Origin of the sequence: Paenarthrobacter ureafaciens, assembly GCF_004028095.1 — a bacterium.
Taxonomy (GTDB): domain Bacteria; phylum Actinomycetota; class Actinomycetes; order Actinomycetales; family Micrococcaceae; genus Arthrobacter; species Arthrobacter ureafaciens.
Genome location: NZ_SBHM01000007.1, coordinates 2,837,817 through 2,858,037 on the forward strand (window position 1 = coordinate 2,837,817; position 20,221 = coordinate 2,858,037).

The window sequence follows — 20,221 nt, forward strand, 5'->3', positions numbered from 1 at the left end:
TTCGCCCTGCCCTGCGGCGGCTGGGATACTTGACTCATGCAGCCGCGCAAGATCGTCATCCTCGGGTCCACCGGTTCCATCGGCACACAAGCAATTGAGGTGATCGATGCCGCTCCCCACCTTTTCGAGGTAGTGGCACTCAGCGCAGGAGGCGGAAATCCGGAACTCATTGCGCAGCAGGCTGTGCACACCCGCGCGCAGGCAGTGGGAATTGCCCGGGGCGACGCTGCTGCCCTGCAACAGCTCATCGCCGGCTTTGCCGCAACCGCCGGGCTGAAAGGCTTTGCTCCGGAAATCTTCGTGGGGCCCGATGCCTCAGCCAGGGTCGCGGGCATCCCCAGTGACGTTGTCCTCAACGGCATCACCGGATCCATCGGTCTTGCTCCTACCTTGGCGGCCCTGGAGTCCGGGGCCACCCTGGCGCTCGCCAACAAGGAATCGCTGATCGTCGGCGGCGCTCTGGTTAAGTCAGCCGCGGGTCCAGGCCAGATTGTTCCCGTCGACTCCGAACATTCGGCAATTGCACAGTGCCTCCGTTCAGGCGCGGCAGCGGAAGTCCACAAGCTGATACTTACGGCTTCGGGCGGTCCTTTCCGGGGTCGGACGCGCGAACAGTTGCAGGACGTCAGCCCCCAGGAGGCGTTGGCGCACCCCACCTGGGACATGGGGCTGATGGTCACCACGAACTCCGCCAGCCTGGTCAACAAGGGCTTGGAAGTGATCGAAGCGCACTTGCTGTTCGACGTGCCCCTGGACCGGATCGACGTCGTGGTGCATCCCCAGTCCGTGGTCCATTCAATGGTGCAGTTCGTGGACGGCTCAATCATCGCGCAAGCTTCCCCGCCGGACATGCGCCTTCCGATCGCGCTGGGGCTCGGCTGGCCGGACAGGGTTCCCGGCGCTGCCCGGGCGTGTGACTGGAGCCAAGCCACAAGCTGGACCTTCGAACCGCTGGATTCGGAGGCGTTTCCCGCCGTGGACCTCGCCAAGGAGGCAGCCAAGCAGGGGAGCACCTTCCCCGCGGTGTTCAACGCAGCGAACGAGGAAGCTGTTGAAGCGTTCCACGCCGGCCGCATCCGCTTCACCGACATCGTCGATACCGTGGAGTCCGTCCTCAGCGAACATACAGGCTCTTCGGAGCTAACGCTGGAATCCGTGTTGGATGCTGAAGCGTGGGCACGCAGCCGTACCCACGATCGTTTAGCCACCAGCCGCCTGTAGCCCACCCCACCCCACCTGATGGAAGCAGTACCACCCGAATGAGCCCCGTCCTTCTCTTCATCCTCGGAGTCATCTTCGTCGCCATCGGCGTCGCGGTCTCCATCGCGCTTCACGAGGTGGGGCACCTGGTTCCTGCCAAGCTGTTCAAGGTGCGGGTGACCAAGTACATGATCGGTTTTGGTCCCACGCTGTGGTCGCGCAAGAAGGGTGAGACCGAGTACGGGTTCAAGGCCCTGCCGCTGGGCGGCTACGTCGCCATGATCGGCATGTACCCGCCGAACAAGGAGGACGGCGGCGTCCGTCCCTCCAGCACGGGTATGTTCCAGACGCTAGCCTCGGAGGCGCGCTCGGCAGCCCACGAGGAAGTGGGCCCGGACGACGCAAACCGTGTGTTCTACAAACTGCCGGTCTGGAAGAAGATCATCGTCATGCTGGGTGGTCCGGCCATGAACATGCTCATCGGACTCGTGCTGACGGCCGTGCTGCTGATGGGCTTCGGTACAGCCCAGGCCACCACCACGATCGCCGATGTTTCCAAATGCCAAGTGGCAGCCGGCCAGACCGTCGATCCCGATTCCGCGGAGTGCACGCCCACCCCCGCCGCGGCTGCCGGCCTGCAGCCCAATGACACCATCAAGTCCTTCGATGGAAAACAGGTCACGGAGTGGGACGAATTGACCAGCTGGATCCGTGCATCCGCAGGGCGTGAGGTTCCTATCACGGTGGAGCGCAACGGGTCCCTCGTGTCCACCACCGTCACGCCTGTACTTTCTGCGCGGCCCGTCATCGGTTCCGATGGCCGGCAGGAACAGGATGCCGACGGCGTCCTCAAGTACCAGGAAGTCGGGTTCCTGGGCATAGGTGCCCAAAGCGTCCTGGTGCCGCAGCCGGCGTCGAGCGTTTTGCCCATGGCGGGGGAGAACATCAAGCAGATCTCCGGTGTGATCTTCAACCTGCCCGCCAGGGTGGTTGGCGTGGCCAAGGCAGCCTTCAGCGAAGAGCCCCGCGACCCCAACGGCCCCATCAGCGTGGTGGGCGTCGGCCGGGTGGCCGGTGAAGTAGCCGCTATGGAGCAGGTGCCCTTGGAGGCCAGAATCGGCACGCTGGTGGGCTTGCTGGCAGGCCTGAACTTTGCCTTGGCGATTTTCAACCTCATCCCCTTGCTCCCGCTTGACGGCGGGCATGTGGCCGGTGCCCTGTACGAGGGAATCCGGCGTCGGGTGGCCAAGCTGCTCGGCAAGCCGGACCCCGGCGCTTTCGACATTGCCAAGCTCCTCCCCGCAACGTATGTGGTGGCTGCGCTCTTGATGGCCATGGGCGCTTTGCTGATCTACGCGGACATCGTGAAGCCGGTGAACATCTTTGGCTAGGAGCGTCTCCGGCGGCCTCCCGGTGGCAGAGCATCCGCACCCGGCGGGATAGGCTAACACCATGACTGTTTTCGCTGTTGAGTATGTTTACGCGGCCGACTCCGGGGCCATCCGCGACGAGACCCGTCCCGCACACCGCGCTTGGCTTAGCGACCTCGCTGACGAAGGTGCGCTGCTTGCCAGCGGTCCGTACGGTGACGGCGCAGGCGCGCTGCTGATCTTCAAATCCCGCGACGAAGCTGAACTCACTGACCTCCTGAAGCAGGATCCGTTCGCTGACGCCGGCGCCATCGCCGGAATCCGCACTACCGAATGGTCGCCCATTATTGGGCTTCTTTCGGAGCACGCCTCCTGATTCAGGTACCCACCACCAGATACACCCAACCCAAGGAGTCCACGTGACCTCGGTCAGCCTGGGAATGCCAGCCGCCCCTCCACCCGTCCTCGCTCCGCGCCGCAAAACGCGGCAAATCAAGGTCGGCTCGGTAGGTGTTGGCTCTGATTACCCCATCAGCGTGCAGTCAATGACCACCACTCCCACCACGGACATCAATGCCACGCTCCAGCAGATCGCCGAGCTGACCGCGTCCGGTTGCGACATCGTCCGTGTTGCGTGCCCTTCTGCCGATGACGCCGAGGCCTTGCCGATCATTGCCCGCAAGTCGCAGATCCCGGTGATCGCGGACATCCACTTCCAGCCCAAGTACGTCTTCGCCGCCATTGAGGCAGGGTGCGCCGCTGTCCGTGTGAACCCGGGCAACATCCGGAAGTTCGATGACCAGGTCAAGGAAATCGCCGCTGCTGCCAGGGACCACGGCACTTCCATCCGCATCGGCGTCAACGCCGGTTCGCTGGAGCCCGGCATCCTCAAGAAGTACGGCAAGGCCACTCCAGAAGCCCTGGTGGAATCAGCCGTATGGGAAGCTTCGCTCTTTGAGGAACACGGCTTCCACGACTTCAAGATCTCCGTGAAGCACAACGACCCCGTGGTCATGGTTGCCGCCTACGAGATGCTCGCAGAAAAAGGTGACTGGCCCCTGCACCTGGGCGTCACAGAAGCGGGCCCTGCCTTCCAGGGAACCATCAAGTCGGCCACGGCTTTCGGCGCGCTCCTGTCCCGCGGCATCGGTGACACCATCCGTGTGTCCCTGTCCGCTCCTCCCGTCGAGGAGATCAAGGTGGGCAACCAGATCCTGCAGTCGCTCAACCTTCGCCCGCGCAAGCTGGAAATCGTGTCCTGCCCGTCCTGCGGCCGTGCCCAGGTGGACGTTTACACCCTCGCCGAGGAAGTGACGGCTGGGCTGGAAGGCATGGAGATTCCCCTTCGCGTAGCGGTGATGGGTTGCGTAGTGAATGGACCCGGTGAGGCCCGTGAAGCGGACCTCGGCGTCGCTTCCGGCAACGGCAAGGGGCAGATCTTCGTGAAGGGCGAAGTCATCAAGACCGTGCCCGAAAGCCAAATTGTTGAGACACTGATCGAAGAGGCGATGCGCATCGCCGAAGAGATGGGGGAGGCCGATGGCGAAGATGCTGTCAAAGGTAGCCCCGTGGTTAGCGTCTCGTAACGAGGCCGGCCTGGGAGTCAGGGTGCTCGGCGCTGCCGACACCCTGAACCTTCGCGCGCTTGCGAATGAAGATCCTGTTGCGAACGTCTTCATCCTCGCGCACTTGGACAGCGTGGGAACAGCGGCGCCCACCAGCGGCGGCGCGAAGGTCTACGGCGTCTTCGACGACGACCGGCTCATCGGGGCTTGCTGGGCAGGAGCCAACATGGTCCCTGTTCAGCTGGACCCCGCACTGGTGGAGCACATAGCCGCAGCGGCACACCAAGCGGGCCGTCGCTACGCCTCCATCTTCGGCCCGGCCGAGAGCGTCCTGGCCCTCTACTCGAAGTTTGAGCAACTCGGGCACTTTGCCCATGAAGTCCGTGAGCGGCAGCCCCTCCTCACCATCTCGGGCGCACCGGCCATTCCAGCCAACCCTTCATTGACCTTCGGCACCATGGCGGACTTCGATCGGATACTTCCCGCGTGTGCTGCCATGTTCGAAGAGGAAGTAGGGTATTCGCCGTTCCTAGGCGGCCAGGACTTCTACAGCCGGCGCGTTGCCGGCCTGATCCGGCAAGGCCACTCCCTGGTCCACATCGATGCGGACGGCACCGTGGTGTTCAAAGCCGAACTCGGCGCGGTCACCCGGGACGTCACCCAGGTGCAGGGCGTATGGATGAACCCCGGTCTCCGCGGCAGGGGTGAGAGCGCCGGCTACATGGCCGCCGTCGTCAACCTCGCCAAGACCTTCGCCCCCGTCACAAGCCTCTACGTCAACGACTTCAATGCCAAGGCCCGGGCAACCTATGAGCGGGTGGGCTTCACGCAGGCGGGCACGTTTGCCACGGTGCTCTTCTAGCGCGGGGTGCCGGAGAACCCCTGTTCGGGCTTGTAGGCTTGTCCCGGCCAACAACTGTCGGCTCATCGCTCGAACTCATTGGGGAAAAAATGAAGAGGAACGCTCTGCGCGGATTTGCCGCAGCAGGACTTTTGGTCATGGGACTTACTGCATGTGGCGGCGGCGGCGCATCGACGGACGCTGCGTCCTCGGCTCCGGCCGGCGAAACCCCGTCCGCCACACCCACTCCCACCGAGGCAAAGCAGTACACCACGCAGGAGCTCGTAGACCTCGTGAAGCAGATCAAGGCCGACGACGGGTCCGAACTTACGGTCTCTGCCATTGACGATCCCGCCAGCCAGCAGAACCCGCTCAAGGAACTCATCGGCCAGATGACCATCGAACCGGCAGAGTGCAAAGAGCTCAGCACCCTGGGTGCGTCCCAGTCGATCGAGGGCTCCACGGCCGCAGCAGGAGCCAAGATTGACACGGATGCCCAGGTGGTCACCGGCATCTCGCTCATTTCCGGCGTTGACAAGGAAGTTCTGACGAAGAGCCTGGAAGACAACGAGGACCAGGCTGCCAAGTGCGCGAACATGACCATGACCATGGGCGGTTCCACCCTGAAGGTCAGCACCGAGAAGTTCGACGGCATCAGCTCCGTGCCCGGGGCCAAGGGTTTCAAGACCGCAATGGTCCTGCCCGACGGCCGGAGCCAGTCCACGTACATGGGCTTTGCCATCAAGGACGGCGTGCTGATTTCGGCAACCGCCTCCGGTGCCAACGCTGAGAGCGAAGGGGTTGCCGCAGCAGGCGCCCTGATGGACCAGGCCGCGGCACTCATCAAGTAGCACGCAGCCACCGGGCAGTTGTGGTCGCTCCCAAGCCGGGGACAGCCACAACTGCCCGCTGCGTGTCTGCTGCGGCAAGCACCTTCCGCCCCTGGCTTAGGTGGTCTTCCTCCGCAGCGTCAGGGAAGCGAGCACCAGGACTCCCACCACGATTCCACCCATCACGGCCGTATCCTGCCACAGGGCTTCCGTGGCGTCGGTGTGGGCTGCGATTTCCTTCAGGGCATCGACCGAGAAAGTCAACGGGAGCGCGCCTGAGATGCCGTCGAGGACATCGTTCATGTTCTCCCGGGCCACAAAGAGTCCGCACAGCAGGATCTGCGGCACTACGACCACCGGCATGAACTGGACGGCCTGGAACTCGGTCCGGGCAAACGCCGAACACAGCAGCCCCAGTGCCACGCCGAGGACGGCATTGATGACGGCGATCATCACCACCAGGCCGGGGCTTCCTTTGATGTCCAAGTCGAAAATCCAGTAGGCAACGGCTGTAGCCACCAGGGATTGCAAGGCAGCCATGAGGGAGAAGGCCAGAGCGTAGCCGAACAGCAGGTCCGCTTTGTGGATGGGGGTGGTCAGCAGCCGCTCAAGCGTTCCCGAGGTCCGTTCGCGGAGCATGGTGATTGACGTGACGAGGAACATCACTACAAACGGGAAGATGGCGAGCATCATCAGGCCCACACGGTCGAAGGTCCTTGGAATCCCTGGCGGCAACGTCTCGTTTTCGAACAGGAAATAGACGGCTGCCAGCAGCAGTGCCGGAACCACCAGGATGAGGGCAATACTGCGGTGATCGTGCCGCAGCTGGCCCAGGACGCGTGCGGCGGTGGCCAAGGTCATGCGCGGGTTCATGATGCGGCACCAGTCTGTTGGGTATCGGTGATTATGGCCAGGAACGCCCGTTCCAGGTCCTTGTTCCGGCCGCGTTGGGCCAGTTCCTCCGGCGTTAGCTGTGCCAGCAACTGTCCCTCGCGCAGCAGCAGCAACGACGAACAATGGGACGCCTCCTCCATGACGTGGGAGGAGATCAGCAACGTGGTTCCTGCAGCAGCCATTGCCGCGAACCGTCCCCACAGCTCGGCCCGCAGCACCGGGTCCAGGCCCACTGTCGGTTCATCGAGCACCAACAGCGCGGGATGCGACACCAAGGCACAGGCCAGCGACACGCGGCTGAACTGCCCGCCCGAGAGGTCCGCGGCCTTCCGGCGCATGTGGGATTCAAGCCCGACGGCGGCAATCGCCTGGGCGACGTCCGCCGCCGTCGCGCCGTGCATGGCGCCGAAGTACTTGACGTTCGCTGCCACGCTCAGGTCTCCGTACACGCTGGCACCCTGGGTGACATATCCGACGTCGTGCCTCAACGCTGCGCTGCCCGCCGGGCGGCCAAGGACGCTCAAGGTTCCCCTGCTGATCTTCTGCACGCCGACGATCGCCCGCATGAGAGTGGTCTTGCCACTGCCGGAGGGGCCAATCAAGCCCGTAATCCCCCCCGGCATGATGCTGAACTCCAACCCGCGCAGGATTGTGGTCCGCCCCCTGGAGACGTGCAACCCTGAGGCCGCGATTGCGGCAGTGTCCGGGTCTTGGGAAGGGGCTGTTCCGCGCGGCATTGCGTGCCTCCCGACGCATAGCTGATTCACCAACCGGTGAATTGAAGCTAGGCCGGGACAGGCCACCCGTCAATGCCCCGGGGCGGCTGGTTCCTTGAAAAGGTGTCTCCAATCACATACATTCGTCCCTAGCCGTGTCGTTGGGGGCAAGGGTGGCAAAGGGGGAAACCATGGAACTTACCTCACAGGGTGTGTGGTGCCCTCCGTCCATCCGTAAGCTCGGCAGTGACCAATGCTTCCCAGTCGCAGGAGGTCCTTTTCCGCTGGAGGGAACAGGAGTCTAGTTTCCATACGGAGTCTGCGGCCGGCCGGCCGTTGAGCCACGCCATTGCAGGATGACCAGCCGGTTCGGCCAGGGGCTTCCAAACGCGAAGGCGTGGCTCATCTGTTTCCACGTTCCAAAGGCGCTCCCGCCAGCCGGTAGATTAGTAGGAGTTCTTTTTGCCCTGCTGCCATAGAAACGGATAAGTACCCGTGGTCCTTCGCCTCTCCCAGTTGTTCCTGCGCACTTTGCGCGAAGATCCCGTCGACGCCGAGGTGGCCAGCCACAAGCTTTTGGTCCGCGCCGGCTACATTCGACGGGCTGCTCCCGGCATCTACACCTGGCTGCCGCTGGGGTTGAGCGTGCTGCGCAAGGTGGAAGAGATCATCCGCCAGGAAATGGCCGCCATCGGCGCCCAGGAAGTGCATTTCCCTGCCCTGCTGCCCCGGGAACCCTATGAGGCCACCAACCGCTGGACCGAGTACGGCGAAGGCCTCTTCCGCCTCCAGGACCGCAAGGGCGCGGACTACCTGCTTGCGCCGACGCACGAAGAGATGTTCACGTTGCTGGTCAAGGACCTGTACTCGTCCTACAAGGACCTGCCGCTGAGCCTCTACCAGATCCAGAACAAGTACCGGGACGAGGCACGTCCGCGGGCCGGCCTGCTGCGCGGGCGCGAGTTCATCATGAAGGACTCCTACTCCTTCGACGTTGACGACGCCGGCCTGGACGCCAGCTACGCCGCCCACCGTGCCGCCTACCTCAAGATCTTCGAGCGCCTGGGCCTGGAAGTTGTTCCGGTAGCGGCCACCGCCGGCGCCATGGGCGGCTCCAAGAGCGAAGAATTCCTCTTCCCCACGGAGATCGGCGAGGACACCTTCGTCCGGTCGGCCGGCGGTTATGCTGCCAACGTCGAAGCAGTCACCACCGTGGTCCCGGCGGAGATCGACTTCACCAACGCCCCGGCTGCCGAGGTGCTGGACACCCCGAATACGCCCACCATCGAAACCCTGGTGGACGCTGCCAACCAGCTCGCTCCCCGGAGCGGGTCCGACGGCGGCGCCTGGACTGCCGCTGACACGCTCAAGAACGTCGTCCTTGCCGTCACCCTGCCCACGGGTGAGCGCCAGATCGTAGTCATCGGCGTCCCCGGCGACCGCGCGGTTGACCTCAAGCGCGTTGAAGCCAATATCGGCGCCTTCCTGCCCATCGGCGGAGAGGTGGGACTCGAAGCTGCCAACGAGGAAGACCTCAAGAAGCTGCCGTGGCTGGTCAAGGGCTACATTGGTCCGGGCCTTTCCCTTGATGAAGCTGTCCTGGGGCTCGAGGGTTCCTCCAAGCTCCTCTACCTGGTGGACCCGCGCGTCGTCTCCGGTACCACCTGGATCACCGGCGCCAACCTGGACGGCAAGCACGTCTTTGGACTCGTTGCCGGCCGCGACTTCACGTGGGACGGCGTCATCGAAAGCACGGAGGTCCGTGCGGGAGATCCCGCTCCGGACGGCTCCGGTCCCTTGGAAACTGCCCGCGGCATCGAGATGGGCCACATCTTCCAGCTCGGCCGCAAGTACGCCGAAGCCCTGGACCTGAAGGTACTGGACCAGAACGGCAAGCAGGTGGTGGTCACCATGGGCTCCTACGGTGTAGGCGTCACGCGTGCCGTGGCTGCCCTCGCCGAGGCCAACCATGACGACCGTGGCCTGGTGTGGCCGCGCTCGGTTGCTCCGGCTGACGTCCACGTTGTGGCTGTAGGCCGCGGTGACGAGATCTTCGAGGCTGCCGGAAAGCTGTCCGCCGAGCTGCAGGACGCCGGGCTGGACGTCATCTTCGACGACCGTCCCAAGGTCTCTCCGGGTGTGAAGTTCGGGGACGCGGAGCTCCTGGGCGTTCCCACCATCCTCGCTGTCGGCCGCGGCCTGGTTGACGGCGTCGTTGAGGTCAAGGACCGCCGCAGCGGCGAGGCTGAAAATGTCCCGGTGGACAAGGCCGTCGATTACGTGGTCAACGCTGTCCGCAGCCGTTGATCTCCGGCTTCGAAGGAATCCAGCTCACCACGCTCATCTTGATTGTGGTGGCTGGATTCGCAGCCGGCTGGGTTGACGCAGTGGTGGGCGGCGGCGGACTGATCCAGTTGCCCGCATTGCTCCTGGTACCGGGGATCACCCCTGTCCAGGCGCTGGCCACCAACAAGATGGGATCCATCTTTGGTACTGCCACCAGCGCGGCCACGTATTACCGACGGGTGGGTCCTGACCTCAGGACGGCCGTTCCCATGGCAGTCATCGCCCTCGCAGGCAGTTTCGGCGGGGCGGTCCTTGCTTCGTCGCTGCCGGCCAGCGTGTTCAAGCCCATCATTGTGCTGGCGCTCATCGCCGTCGCCGTTTTTACTGCCGTGCGCCCGAACGCAGGTGAGTTGACGGCGTTACGCCACGACGGACACAGGCATTACGTCATTGCCTGCCTGATTGGCGGCGTCATCGGTTTCTATGACGGCCTGATCGGACCCGGGACGGGATCGTTCCTGGTCATCGCCTTGGTGTCCGCGCTCGGTTATGCGTTCCTGGAAGCCAGCGCCAAGTCGAAGATCGTCAACATGGCCACCAACGCCGGTGCTCTGCTCTTCTTCCTCCCGCACGGCTCCTTGATGTGGGGCGTGGGCCTCGTCCTGGGGTTCTCCAACATGGCCGGCGGCTACCTCGGAGCCCGCACGGCCGTAGCCAGGGGGAGCCGTTTTGTTCGGCTGGTCTTCCTTGTGGTCGTCGCCGCGCTGGTCATCAAGCTTGGCATTGACGTGTGGAACGAGAACTTCGCCTAGCTCCGGGCCGCTCCTGGAACCGGAAGCTCGTGGGCGCGGGGGAGACCGTCCAGGGTCTTGCCTGCCAGCGTGCTGGCCACCCACAGGGAACGCGCCACGTCGCCGCTGTGGCCGTGTTTTTGGGCATACCACAGGGCGTTTTGGACCTCGCGGGCGATGCTCCACTGCCGGGCGGCCTCGGGATCGAGTCCGGCTGCGATGCTGAACTCCAGGCACCGCTCACGTAATCCCGTCTCCGGGTCTGCGGGCGGCAGGTCCGGGAGCCGGTTCCACAGAACAGGTGCCACGGCAAACTCGGCCTCGCCGATCTGCGGTTGGGGATCGATGGCCAGGTAGCCCTTTCCGTCCTCTGTGGCCAGAATGTTCATGAAATGAAGGTCAGTGTGGACCAGGACGTCCTTGCCTGAGCGGCGGCCCACTGCGCCGCGGGTCTGGCAGACCTCCAGTGCCGCTTCCAGCAGCCAGCGGGGGAAGGGCATGCCCAGGAGTGCCCAGTCCTGCGGGAGCTCATCACTCCATCGCTCGGCAGTCGCTGCAATGTGATCCATGGCCAGCCATTCCGGCCTGTCGTCCGGGGTGATCGACAATCGACGGACGACGTCGGCCCAGACCTCGCGCGCCTGGTCCACCGGTACATCCTGCAGCGACGCCGATGCGTCCAAGCGGTCCAGCAGCATTGAACAGTTCCGGCTGTCCACCTCGAGGAGCCGCACCGCGCCGTTTCCGTTCCAGAGTGCCAGGGCGAGGGGCTCGGCAAGGGCTTCGTCGTGTGGGTAGGCGATCTTCAGGGCTGCCGGCTTGCTGTTGCGGAGAACGGGGATCACCACTGCCCCGTGGCCGTTCCATGGTTGGTTCCCTGGTCCTAGGTCCACTTGGAGGTCCCAGCGGTCCACTGCGCCCCGGATGAGCCCGGGGAGGCTTGCCAGCCAATCCCGCCCGGCGGAGTCGCGGTTGTACCGGGCGTGCAGCTCGCCCGGGATCGGAATCGCAGCGTGTGGTCCCACGTCCTCAGCCTAGCTCCCGCACCCGGGTTGTTGCCGTTCCTGGCCGGGACACGCCCCGCTAATTGCCCGCCGCGGTGGGAGCAGGCGTCGGCAGTGCAGGCAGGTCCTCAACGTCCACCGCCAGGCCCGGCAGCGCGGGCCCCGCAGCACCCCAGGCCAGGGCGCGCCGTGTGGCTGCCATCAGGGCTTCGGCGGCCCACGCCCGGGTCCGTCCGTCGGAGAGGGCGATCAGGTCACCAAACGCGGGCAGGGAGCCGATTTCCATCGTGCCCAGGGCGGCGGCAGGGTCCTCCGTGAAGTGCTCGCCGAGGCGGTAGCCTGCCTCGCGCCGGGGAACATCCGCGCAGTTGGCACGCGTCAGCAGCTCGGCTTCCTTGAGCAGTTGCTGATGTGCCTCCAAGGACTTCGCGGCTTCGCTTGCCTCCGCCTCCGGGAGCCGCTTCAGTGCTACCTGATAGACGTAGACCGATTCGTGTTCCAACCGCACGGCAGCAGCCAAGGCCGACGCCGTGGTCGCGGCGGCCGGATCCGTCGCAGGGCCGGCCGATGCGCAGGCCGCGTCCTGTCCGCCGGAGTCCGAAGCAGCGGGCACTGGAGAACCAGGGGGAACTGGAGAAGCAGCGGGTCCTGCAGGAGCGGGGGCGGGCAGCTTGAGCCGGGCTGCGATTCTTTCGGCTTCCAGGACCTGGGCGGTTCCGACGGCGGCCAGCAGCCGGGACGTCCCGCCGTCGGCCTTCTCTGCATCGCGGAGGCGCTGTCCTCCGCTGGCGGAAAGGCGGGTAACCACGTCAGCCGGGGTGTCCGGGTCCGTAACGCCGGCCCGTGTCGGGGATTCCACGGGTGGACGGTCCCCGGCCTTCAGCAGGGCCCGCGCATGGGTTGTCAGCAATGTCACAGCGTCGGCCAGCGCGGTATCCGCAGCGTTGCTTCCTTGCGCGTCCACCAGCCGGCCGGCGGATTCCCGCAGGGCTACCGCGTCTTCGTAGGCGGCCGCGCGTGCACTTTCAGAAAACGGAACCGGCTCAGGATCCCCGGAATCCCGCGGAAGGATGACCATTCCGGTAGCGGCCACCAGCAGCGCAACCAAGCCAACGAGCACGATGCGCGGCCAATGACGCGGCGTCTTTTTTGGGCTCATCAGCTTGTTCACAAATCACCATGGTGTCATGCGGCGGGTGAAGCCGGTGCACCATGTTGCCGCGAAAATCGTTAGGCTAGTAGTCACAACAACATCTATCGGGAGGCGGCGGGCAGCGTGAGTGACTCGGAAGCCACTACTTCAACAGACCGTGCTGGCACGGACTCATCGGCCACCGTCCACAACCCGGAAGAAAGCAGGCTCAAGGCCCTGCTGGAGCCGGCTGTCCTGGCCAACAGGCTCTACCTTGAGGACGTCTCCATCCATGTCGCCGGTTCGCACCGGACCGTTCATGTGGTGGTGGACCTGCCCCAGGAGGAGACCGGCGGCGTCAGCCTTGACGCGATCGCCGATGTGTCCCGTGGGCTGTCCGATATCCTTGACAACGATCCCCACGACGACGGCCGTCCCTATGACCTCGAAGTGTCCTCGCCCGGCGTCGGACGCCCGTTGACCGAACCGCGGCATTGGCACCGCGCACGTGGCCGCATGGTCAAGGTCAACGTCATCCAGGGAGAAAACATCCTCGGGCGCATCGCATCCGTGGATGATTCGGGTGTGACCCTTATCCCCGAGCACGAGGTCAAGAAGGGCATGAAGCCCAAGCAGGGTGACCCCATCACTATTCCTTTCGACAGGATCCGCCAAGGAAAAGTCGAGATTGAATTCAGCCACCTCCAGGAGGCCGGGCTGGCAGACGAACACAATGGACCTTCCGAGGAGGCCTAATGGATATTGACATGAGCGCACTGAGACTTCTGGAGCGTGAGCGTGAAATCCCGCTGGACCTCCTGATTCCCACCATCGAGCAGGCGCTCCTGGTGGCCTACCACAAGACGCCCGGCGCCTTCGAACGGGCCCGCGCAGAGCTTGACCGCAAGAGCGGGCACGTGACCATCTGGGCAACCGAAATCGACGACGACGGCGAGGCCGTTGGCGAGTTCGAGGACACCCCTGCCGGGTTCGGCCGTATTGCGGCCAGCACCGCACGCCAGATCATCCTCCAGCGCCTTCGCGACGTCGAGGACGACAACGTTCTTGGTGAGTTCAAGGGCCGTGAGGGCGAACTCGTGGCCGGCATGATCCAGCAGGGCAACAACCCGCACATGATCCAGGTCAACCTGGGCACGGTGGAGGCTTTGCTGCCGCCGCCCGAACAGGTTCCGGGGGAGAAGTACCTGCACGGAAGCCGCTTGCGTGCCTTCGTCGTCGATGTCCACCGTGGCGCCAAGGGTCCGTCCATCACCCTGTCCCGTTCGCACCCCGGATTGGTCCGCAAGCTCTTCGAAATGGAAGTTCCGGAGATCGCTGACCGTTCCGTGGAGATCGTGGCACTCGCCCGCGAAGCCGGGCACCGGACCAAGATTGCAGTCAAGGCCAACGCCCCCGGCGTCAACGCCAAGGGTGCGTGCATCGGCGAGATGGGCTCCCGTGTCCGCGCGGTCATGACCGAGCTGAACGACGAAAAAATCGACATCGTCGACTACAGCGAGGATCCCGCAACGTTCATTGCGAACTCGTTGTCGCCGTCGAGGGTGAGTTCGGTCACCATCACTGATGAGGCCACGCGTTCGGCACGTGTGGTTGTGCCGGACTACCAGCTGTCACTGGCCATCGGCAAGGAGGGCCAGAATGCGCGGCTCGCCGCCAAGCTGACCGGCTGGCGGATCGACATCGTGTCCGACGCCGCCGGCACTAAAACTGACTGAATAAGGCCTGTGCCGTGAGCCCCCGCCATTCCCGGCGGGGGCTCCGGTTTCGGCTGTCAGGAGCAGGGGGCTAGAATAGATGGAACCGGGCTTACGTCCGGTATCCGTTCGTAGAGGTGCGTAAGGCAGGTTGGGACACATAGTGGCTGAACTGCCCGGACATGGCCCTGGCCCTGTCCGCACCTGCATTGGATGCCGGAAGCAAGGCTCCCGGTCCGAGCTCCTCCGGCTGGTCGCCCAAGGCAACGGTTCGTCCGTTGTCGTAGTGGATGAACGACGCCGGATGGCCGGCAGGGGTGCGTGGCTGCACCCCGACGAAAAGTGCCTGGCATTGGCGATCAAGCGGCGCGCTTTCGGAAGGGCCCTTGCGGGCGCTGCCGAAACGACCGCCGTCGAACGCTATTTCATGCCGGGTATGCCACTTGCGGAGGCCCCGGCCTCCGCAGGAAAACCGTCCAAACCTGAAAGCGGGTCAGAAATCTGATGGAAACCCGATGAGTTCCCAGCGATGAGTGCGTAACGATGACAACTTTGTTGCGCTCTGCAATGGGCCTGTCCGCCGTGGAAGCGGTAAGGGCCCGCAGTAAGAAGTAGACGGTTCGTGCCTGGCTCGGTGCGGACCGAGACAGGAGAAATGTGGCCAAGGTCCGCGTACATGAGCTCGCCAAAGAGCTCGGTATTACTTCCAAAGATGCAGTAACCAAACTGCAGGAATTGGGCGAATTCGTTCGCTCCGCCTCTTCCACCATTGAGGCCCCCGTCGTGAAGAAGCTTCGCGACGCTTTCCCGGGTGCCGGCGCTGCAAAGTCCGCCGCCCCCTCAGCTGCACCTGCAGCACGTCCCTCAACATCGGCAGCATCCCGTCCGGCTGCGCCGACTCCGGGACCTGCAGCACCGAAGGCTCCGGCTGCTCCGGCTCCGGCAGCTCCGGCTGCCTCCACGTCTGCTCCGGCGGCGCCCGCGGCTCCGGCTGCATCCACTCCGGCTGCATCCGCTCCGTCTGCGGCAAAGCCCGGTGCCCGGCCTGCTCCAAAGTCGGACTCGTCCTCTGCCCGTCCGGGTGGACAGGCACCCCGTCCGGGCGGTCCGCGTCCGGGCAACAACCCCTTCGCTACGTCCCAGGGCATGCCCCGCGGCCGTGGTGGCGATGGTGAACGTCCGCCGCGTCCGGGCAACAACCCCTTTGCAACGTCCCAGGGCATGCCCCGTCCGGGTGGCCGCACTGACGGCGAGCGTTCCGGCGGTCCCCGCCCCGCAGCAGGCGCCGGCGGTCCCCGTCCGGCAGCCGGTTCCGGTGGTCCCCGTCCCGCTGCAGGCTCAGGCGGTCCGCGTCCGGGTGCTCCGCGCCCCGGCGCTCCCCGTCCCGGTGCTCCCCGTCCCGGCGGCGGCCCTGGCGGAAACCGTCCTACTCCGGGCATGATGCCCAACCGCACTGAGCGTCCGGCTCCCACCGGGGGTCGCCCGGGTGGTCCGGGTCGTCCGGGTGGTCCGGGCCGTCCCGGCGGCGGACCCGGTGGCGGCACCGGTGGCGGAGCTCCCGCCGGCGGTGGCTTCGGCAAGGGTGGCCGCGGTCGCGGTGGTACCCAGGGTGCGTTCGGCAAGGGCGGCGCAGGCCGTGGCAAGCAGCGTAAGTCGAAGCGCGCAAAGCGCCAGGAACTGGAGCAGATGAGCGCTCCGTCGCTGGGCGGCGTCACCGTACCCCGCGGCGACGGCGAAACGATCATCCGCTTGCGTCGTGGTTCCTCCATCACTGACTTCGCAGAGAAGATTGATGCAAACCCCGCCTCGCTGGTGACGGTTCTGTTCCACCTCGGCGAGATGGCTACGGCAACGCAGTCCTTGGACGAGGACACCTTCGCCCTGCTCGGCGAGGAACTCGGCTACAAGCTGCAGGTTGTCTCTCCGGAAGACGAGGAGCGCGAACTCCTCGACTCGTTCGACATCGACCTCCAGGGTGAACTGGATGCCGAAGGTGACGACGTCCTTGAGCCGCGTGCACCCGTTGTTACGGTCATGGGCCACGTTGATCACGGTAAGACCCGCCTCCTGGACGCCATCCGCAACTCCAATGTTGTGGCCGGCGAACACGGCGGCATCACCCAGCACATCGGTGCTTACCAGATCAGCCACGTCCACGAGGGCACTGCCCGCGACATCACGTTCATTGACACCCCGGGTCACGAGGCCTTCACGGCCATGCGTGCCCGTGGTGCCAAGGTCACCGACATCGCGATCCTGGTTGTCGCAGCCGATGACGGCGTCATGCCGCAGACGGTTGAAGCGCTCAACCACGCCCAGGCGGCCGGTGTGCCGATCGTTGTGGCCGTGAACAAGATCGACAAGGAAGGCGCCAACCCGGACAAGGTCAAGGGCCAGCTCACCGAGTACGGCCTGGTTCCCGAAGAATACGGTGGCGACACCATGTTCGTTGAGGTCTCTGCACGCCAGAACCTGAACATCGACGAACTGATCGACGCTGTCCTGCTGACGGCCGACGCCGCCTTGGACCTGCGTGCCAACCCGGACAAGGACGCTCGAGGCATTGCCATCGAAGCGAACCTGGACAAGGGCCGCGGTGCGGTTGCCACCGTCCTGGTGCAGTCCGGAACCTTGGCTGTCGGAGACACGATCGTCGCCGGTACCGCGCACGGCCGCGTCCGCGCCATGTTCGACGAGAACGGCGAGGCACTGGACGTTGCGCTGCCGTCCCGTCCGGTCCAGGTCCTCGGTTTGTCCAACGTACCGCGTGCAGGTGACACCTTCCTGGTGACGCCGGACGAGCGTACGGCCCGCCAGATCGCCGAGAAGCGGGAAGCCGCGGACCGCAACGCCGCACTGGCCAAGCGCCGCAAGCGCATCAGCCTCGAAGACTTCGACCAGGCTGTTGCCGAAGGCAAGATCGACACCCTCAACCTCATCCTCAAGGGTGACGTTTCCGGTGCCGTGGAAGCCCTCGAAGATGCCTTGCTCAAGATCGACGTCGGCGACGACGACGTTCAGCTCCGCGTCATCCACCGCGGTGTGGGTGCCATCACGCAGAATGACGTCAACCTGGCGACGGTGGACAACGCCATCATCATCGGCTTCAACGTCAAGCCTGCCGAGCGTGTGGCCGAACTGGCCGACCGCGAAGGCGTGGACATGCGCTTCTACTCCGTCATCTACGCAGCAATCGATGACATCGAGATGGCCCTCAAGGGCATGCTCAAGCCGGAGTACGAGGAAGTCCAGCTCGGTACCGCCGAGGTTCGCGAAGTCTTCCGTTCTTCCAAGTTCGGAAACATCGCCGGCTCGATCGTCCGTACGGGCATCATCCGCCGTAACGCCAAGGCACGCGTCAGCCGTGACGGCAAGGTCATCGGTGACAACCTCACCGTTGAGACCCTCAAGCGGTTCAAGGACGACGCCACCGAAGTCCGCAGCGACTTCGAGTGTGGTATCGGTCTTGGCTCGTACAACGACATCGCCGAAGGCGACATCATCGAGACCTTCGAGATGCGCGAGAAGCCGCGCGTCTAAGGTTCCGTTGGAGCGGGTCCGCCGGGATTATCCCGGCGGACCCGTTCCGTTCCCGTTACTACTTTCCAGGAGGAAGTCATGGCTGATCCGGCACGCGCTGCCAAATTGGCACAGCGGATTAAGGTCGTGGTTGCCGAGGCCCTCGGGCGTCGGGTCAAGGATCCGCGCGTCGAGTCCGTCACCGTCACCGACGCCCGCGTCACCAATGATCTGCAGCATGCCACGGTGTACTACACCGTGTTCGGCGACGAGGTTGCACAGTCCGATGCCGCAAAGGCCTTGGAGAAGGCCAAAGGCGTACTGCGGCAGGAAGTCGGCCGCAACATCACCGTGCGCCTGACGCCTACCCTCGAGTTCGTTGCCGACCAGATCCCGGTCAACGCCTCGAACCTCGAGGAGCTCCTGCGCGAAGCCAAGCGCCGTGATGCTGAGCTTGCCGCATTGCGCGCCAGCGCCAAGCACGCAGGCGAGGCAGACCCGTACAAGAGCGATTCAGCGCACGACGTTGACGAAGACGATTTCGACGAAGAGGACATTGACCTCACCGACGATGACGACGTGGACGAAGACGGCAACCGCTAGGACTGTCTCAATGAAAATGCCTCCGGGACCTTGTACCCCGGGGGCATTTTTCGGCTCTGCACTCGCTAGGATCGAGGCATGCCAGCGCACAGCGAAGAACAACGCAACGAGTACCTTGAACAGGCCATCCGGTTGGCGATCAGGAACGTCTCCGACGGCGGTGGCCCTTTCGGTGCCGTGGTGGTCACTCCGGACGGGGCTGTTCATGAAGGCGTCAACCGCGTGACCCTGGACAACGATCCCACGGCGCACGCCGAAGTCGTGGCCATCCGTCGCGCGGCGGCTGATACGGCGAATTTCGACCTCACCGGTTCCGTGCTCTACGCAAGCTGCGAACCCTGTCCGCTGTGCCTGTCGGCGACGTTGTGGGCGAGGATCGGGAACGTCTATTACGCAGCGGACCGCCACGGCGCGGCGCGTGCTGGCTTTGACGATGCCCTCTTCTATGAATACTTTGCCGGTACCCGTCCCGAGCTGCTGCCGGTGGAGCACACCCCGCTGACGGCGTCAGATTCCCCGTTCGAGGCGTGGCGGAACTACGCGGGGCGGGTCGACTACTGACGCCGCTGCGCTCCGCCGTCGGGCACCCGCCTCAGGCCTTGGCGGGAAGCCGTCCGACGCCGTCGAGCAGGTCCTGTTGCTTGCCGCACAGCGCGATGCGGATCCAGCCTTCGCCGATCGACCCGAAGGCTGTGCCCGGGGCGAAAGCCACGCCGGATGAGGCCAGGAAAGCGCGGGTCCACGCCCGGACGTCCCCGCCGCTGACGTGCGAGACATCCGCCCAGAGATAGAAAGCTCCCTGCGCCCCCAGGAACGGTATGCCCTTCGCTGCGAGGATGGCCGAGGCGGCGTCACGGTTGCTACGGTAATGTTCGCGGGCGGTGTCGACGTAGTCCTGGGGCCCGGTCAGCGCCGCGAGGGCCGCGTACTGGGATGGCGACGCCACGCAGGAGACGATCGACTCCATCACGTTGTTCATCAGCTTCTCCATGCCCGGGGGACACACCAAGGCGCCGATGCGCAGGCCTGTCAGTCCGTACGTCTTGGACAACGTCAGCGACGTGAAAACGCGTGCCTGGCCCGGGACATCGCTATCGAAGCGTGCGGGACTGACATGCGGGACGTCGAAGGTGAACGCTTCGTAGCACTCATCGGAAATAATCCAGAGATCGTGCCGTACGGCCAGGTCAACCAGCTGGCGCATGGTGTCTTCCTGGATGACGGCGCCCAGCGGATTCGACGGCGAGTTGAGCATCAGCACTTTGGTCCGCGGGGTGATGAGCGCTTCGATATCCGTGATGTGCGGCTGGAAGTCGTTCTCCGGGTAGAGCGGGTATTCGACCGGCACGGCATGGAGGAGGCGGCTGGTCATGGCGAAGGTGGGGTACCCGGGATTCGGGATCAGGATTTCATCGCCGGGGGAGAGCAGCATGCTCATCACGAAGTGCAGGCCCTGCTGCGCCCCGTCCACGACGTAGACCCGCTCGGATCCCAAGGCTACGTGCTGCGTTTCGCGGAAACGTGCGGCAAACGCCTCCCGCAGGGCGGGGATCCCTGCGTTGGGCGTGTAGTTGGTCTCGTCACGATCCAGGCACGCCATGCCCGCCTCGATCACATGCCTTGCCAGCGGGAAACCGGGTTCGCCGATGCTCAGCACCACCGCCCCGGGAGTGGCCCAGGCCGCCTCGGTGATTTCGCGGATCTGGTTGACGGGGACATCGCGGACGTGCTCGGCAAGCTGGGGCATGGGAGCCA

20 protein-coding genes are annotated in these 20,221 nt (G+C 64.8%); 14 read left to right on the forward strand and 6 right to left on the reverse strand.

Annotated features, from left to right (window positions below; translation table 11 throughout):
* Nucleotides 1-36: 36 nt before the first annotated feature.
* From dxr to AUR_RS17320, 6 genes are all read left to right on the forward strand, one after another.
* Entirely contained in the window at nucleotides 37-1,221 is a 1,185-nt protein-coding gene (gene dxr / locus AUR_RS17295; protein WP_021472611.1) for a 1-deoxy-D-xylulose-5-phosphate reductoisomerase, read from the forward strand.
* 38 nt (nucleotides 1,222-1,259) lie between these two features.
* The gene (locus AUR_RS17300; RefSeq protein ID WP_062095955.1) at nucleotides 1,260-2,591 is read left to right on the forward strand and encodes a M50 family metallopeptidase; all 1,332 of its coding nucleotides are present in this window, start codon (nucleotides 1,260-1,262) and stop codon (nucleotides 2,589-2,591) included.
* A 61-nt stretch (nucleotides 2,592-2,652) separates the two neighbouring features.
* Nucleotides 2,653-2,946, forward strand: a complete 294-nt coding sequence (locus tag AUR_RS17305) for a YciI family protein (RefSeq protein WP_021472613.1) — start codon at nucleotides 2,653-2,655, stop codon at nucleotides 2,944-2,946.
* A 43-nt stretch (nucleotides 2,947-2,989) separates the two neighbouring features.
* Entirely contained in the window at nucleotides 2,990-4,156 is a 1,167-nt protein-coding gene (gene ispG, locus AUR_RS17310; RefSeq protein WP_021472614.1) for a flavodoxin-dependent (E)-4-hydroxy-3-methylbut-2-enyl-diphosphate synthase, read from the forward strand.
* The gene (locus AUR_RS17315) at nucleotides 4,119-4,997 is read left to right on the forward strand and encodes a GNAT family N-acetyltransferase (RefSeq protein ID WP_062099104.1); all 879 of its coding nucleotides are present in this window, start codon (nucleotides 4,119-4,121) and stop codon (nucleotides 4,995-4,997) included. Before ispG ends, AUR_RS17315 begins: the two co-directional genes overlap by 38 nt.
* An 89-nt stretch (nucleotides 4,998-5,086) precedes the next feature.
* Nucleotides 5,087-5,827: a hypothetical protein gene (locus AUR_RS17320; RefSeq protein WP_021472616.1), complete on the forward strand. Its 741-nt coding sequence runs from the start codon at nucleotides 5,087-5,089 to the stop codon at nucleotides 5,825-5,827.
* A gap of 96 nt (nucleotides 5,828-5,923) precedes the next feature.
* On the opposite strand, the gene AUR_RS17325 is transcribed toward AUR_RS17320, so the two are convergent.
* On the reverse strand, nucleotides 5,924-6,667 hold the full coding sequence (locus AUR_RS17325; protein ID WP_082694424.1) for an ABC transporter permease: 744 nt from the start codon (nucleotides 6,665-6,667) through the stop codon (nucleotides 5,924-5,926).
* An 8-nt stretch (nucleotides 6,668-6,675) separates the two neighbouring features.
* Entirely contained in the window at nucleotides 6,676-7,437 is a 762-nt protein-coding gene (locus AUR_RS17330; RefSeq protein WP_062095958.1) for an ABC transporter ATP-binding protein, read from the reverse strand.
* Between the two features lie 474 nt (nucleotides 7,438-7,911).
* Between AUR_RS17330 and AUR_RS17335 the strand changes: the two genes are divergently transcribed.
* Nucleotides 7,912-9,723, forward strand: coding sequence for a proline--tRNA ligase (locus AUR_RS17335; protein WP_062095960.1), 1,812 nt, complete (start codon nucleotides 7,912-7,914; stop codon nucleotides 9,721-9,723).
* Nucleotides 9,720-10,514 carry a sulfite exporter TauE/SafE family protein gene (locus AUR_RS17340; RefSeq protein WP_062095962.1) on the forward strand — a complete coding sequence of 265 codons (795 nt, stop codon included), beginning with the start codon at nucleotides 9,720-9,722 and terminating at the stop codon, nucleotides 10,512-10,514. Before AUR_RS17335 ends, AUR_RS17340 begins: the two co-directional genes overlap by 4 nt.
* On the opposite strand, the gene AUR_RS17345 is transcribed toward AUR_RS17340, so the two are convergent.
* On the reverse strand, nucleotides 10,511-11,518 hold the full coding sequence (locus tag AUR_RS17345; RefSeq protein WP_062095964.1) for an aminoglycoside phosphotransferase family protein: 1,008 nt from the start codon (nucleotides 11,516-11,518) through the stop codon (nucleotides 10,511-10,513). The two genes, AUR_RS17340 and AUR_RS17345, sit on opposite strands and share 4 nt — an antisense overlap.
* Before the next feature lie 58 nt (nucleotides 11,519-11,576).
* A complete protein-coding gene (locus AUR_RS17350; protein ID WP_164888697.1) occupies nucleotides 11,577-12,656 on the reverse strand; it encodes a DUF4439 domain-containing protein in 1,080 nt (359 codons plus the stop codon).
* 117 nt (nucleotides 12,657-12,773) lie between these two features.
* On the opposite strand from AUR_RS17350, the gene AUR_RS17355 reads away from it, so the two are divergent.
* Together AUR_RS17355 and nusA are read left to right on the forward strand one after the other, a co-directional pair.
* Nucleotides 12,774-13,385 (forward strand): ribosome maturation factor RimP, encoded by a 612-nt coding sequence (locus AUR_RS17355; protein ID WP_062095970.1) that lies wholly within the window; start codon nucleotides 12,774-12,776, stop codon nucleotides 13,383-13,385.
* Entirely contained in the window at nucleotides 13,385-14,365 is a 981-nt protein-coding gene (gene nusA, locus AUR_RS17360) for a transcription termination factor NusA (RefSeq protein WP_062095972.1), read from the forward strand. Before AUR_RS17355 ends, nusA begins: the two co-directional genes overlap by 1 nt.
* Before the next feature lie 91 nt (nucleotides 14,366-14,456).
* Here the strand turns inward: nusA and AUR_RS20860 are convergent, their stop codons facing one another.
* Nucleotides 14,457-14,675: a hypothetical protein gene (locus AUR_RS20860; protein WP_370583593.1), complete on the reverse strand. Its 219-nt coding sequence runs from the start codon at nucleotides 14,673-14,675 to the stop codon at nucleotides 14,457-14,459.
* On the opposite strand from AUR_RS20860, the gene AUR_RS17365 reads away from it, so the two are divergent.
* The 4 genes from AUR_RS17365 to AUR_RS17380 all read left to right on the forward strand — a co-directional run bounded on the left by AUR_RS17365 (nucleotide 14,595) and on the right by AUR_RS17380 (nucleotide 19,027).
* A complete protein-coding gene (locus tag AUR_RS17365) occupies nucleotides 14,595-14,849 on the forward strand; it encodes a YlxR family protein (RefSeq protein WP_370583585.1) in 255 nt (84 codons plus the stop codon). The two genes, AUR_RS20860 and AUR_RS17365, sit on opposite strands and share 81 nt — an antisense overlap.
* A gap of 152 nt (nucleotides 14,850-15,001) precedes the next feature.
* Nucleotides 15,002-17,884 carry a translation initiation factor IF-2 gene (infB, locus tag AUR_RS17370; protein ID WP_128397217.1) on the forward strand — a complete coding sequence of 961 codons (2,883 nt, stop codon included), beginning with the start codon at nucleotides 15,002-15,004 and terminating at the stop codon, nucleotides 17,882-17,884.
* A 78-nt stretch (nucleotides 17,885-17,962) separates the two neighbouring features.
* Nucleotides 17,963-18,466, forward strand: coding sequence for a 30S ribosome-binding factor RbfA (gene rbfA / locus AUR_RS17375; RefSeq protein WP_021472627.1), 504 nt, complete (start codon nucleotides 17,963-17,965; stop codon nucleotides 18,464-18,466).
* A gap of 78 nt (nucleotides 18,467-18,544) precedes the next feature.
* Nucleotides 18,545-19,027, forward strand: a complete 483-nt coding sequence (locus AUR_RS17380; RefSeq protein WP_062095976.1) for a nucleoside deaminase — start codon at nucleotides 18,545-18,547, stop codon at nucleotides 19,025-19,027.
* A 31-nt stretch (nucleotides 19,028-19,058) separates the two neighbouring features.
* Here the strand turns inward: AUR_RS17380 and AUR_RS17385 are convergent, their stop codons facing one another.
* Nucleotides 19,059-20,213 (reverse strand): pyridoxal phosphate-dependent aminotransferase, encoded by a 1,155-nt coding sequence (locus AUR_RS17385; protein WP_021472629.1) that lies wholly within the window; start codon nucleotides 20,211-20,213, stop codon nucleotides 19,059-19,061.
* Nucleotides 20,214-20,221: the final 8 nt, after the last annotated feature.

What these genes read in the sequence shown, in the direction of transcription:
- dxr (WP_021472611.1), top strand. Translation starts at nt 37, where the DNA reads ATGCAGCCGCGCAAGATCGTCATCCTCGGGTCCACCGGTTCCATCGGC.
- AUR_RS17300 (WP_062095955.1), top strand. Translation starts at nt 1,260, where the DNA reads ATGAGCCCCGTCCTTCTCTTCATCCTCGGAGTCATCTTCGTCGCCATC.
- AUR_RS17305 (WP_021472613.1), top strand. Translation starts at nt 2,653, where the DNA reads ATGACTGTTTTCGCTGTTGAGTATGTTTACGCGGCCGACTCCGGGGCC.
- AUR_RS17315 (WP_062099104.1), top strand. Translation starts at nt 4,119, where the DNA reads ATGCTGTCAAAGGTAGCCCCGTGGTTAGCGTCTCGTAACGAGGCCGGC.
- AUR_RS17320 (WP_021472616.1), top strand. Translation starts at nt 5,087, where the DNA reads ATGAAGAGGAACGCTCTGCGCGGATTTGCCGCAGCAGGACTTTTGGTC.
- AUR_RS17325 (WP_082694424.1), bottom strand. Translation starts at nt 6,667, where the DNA reads ATGACCTTGGCCACCGCCGCACGCGTCCTGGGCCAGCTGCGGCACGAT.
- AUR_RS17330 (WP_062095958.1), bottom strand. Translation starts at nt 7,437, where the DNA reads ATGCCGCGCGGAACAGCCCCTTCCCAAGACCCGGACACTGCCGCAATC.
- AUR_RS17350 (WP_164888697.1), bottom strand. Translation starts at nt 12,656, where the DNA reads ATGAGCCCAAAAAAGACGCCGCGTCATTGGCCGCGCATCGTGCTCGTT.
- nusA (WP_062095972.1), top strand. Translation starts at nt 13,385, where the DNA reads ATGGATATTGACATGAGCGCACTGAGACTTCTGGAGCGTGAGCGTGAA.
- rbfA (WP_021472627.1), top strand. Translation starts at nt 17,963, where the DNA reads ATGGCTGATCCGGCACGCGCTGCCAAATTGGCACAGCGGATTAAGGTC.
- AUR_RS17380 (WP_062095976.1), top strand. Translation starts at nt 18,545, where the DNA reads ATGCCAGCGCACAGCGAAGAACAACGCAACGAGTACCTTGAACAGGCC.
- AUR_RS17385 (WP_021472629.1), bottom strand. Translation starts at nt 20,213, where the DNA reads ATGCCCCAGCTTGCCGAGCACGTCCGCGATGTCCCCGTCAACCAGATC.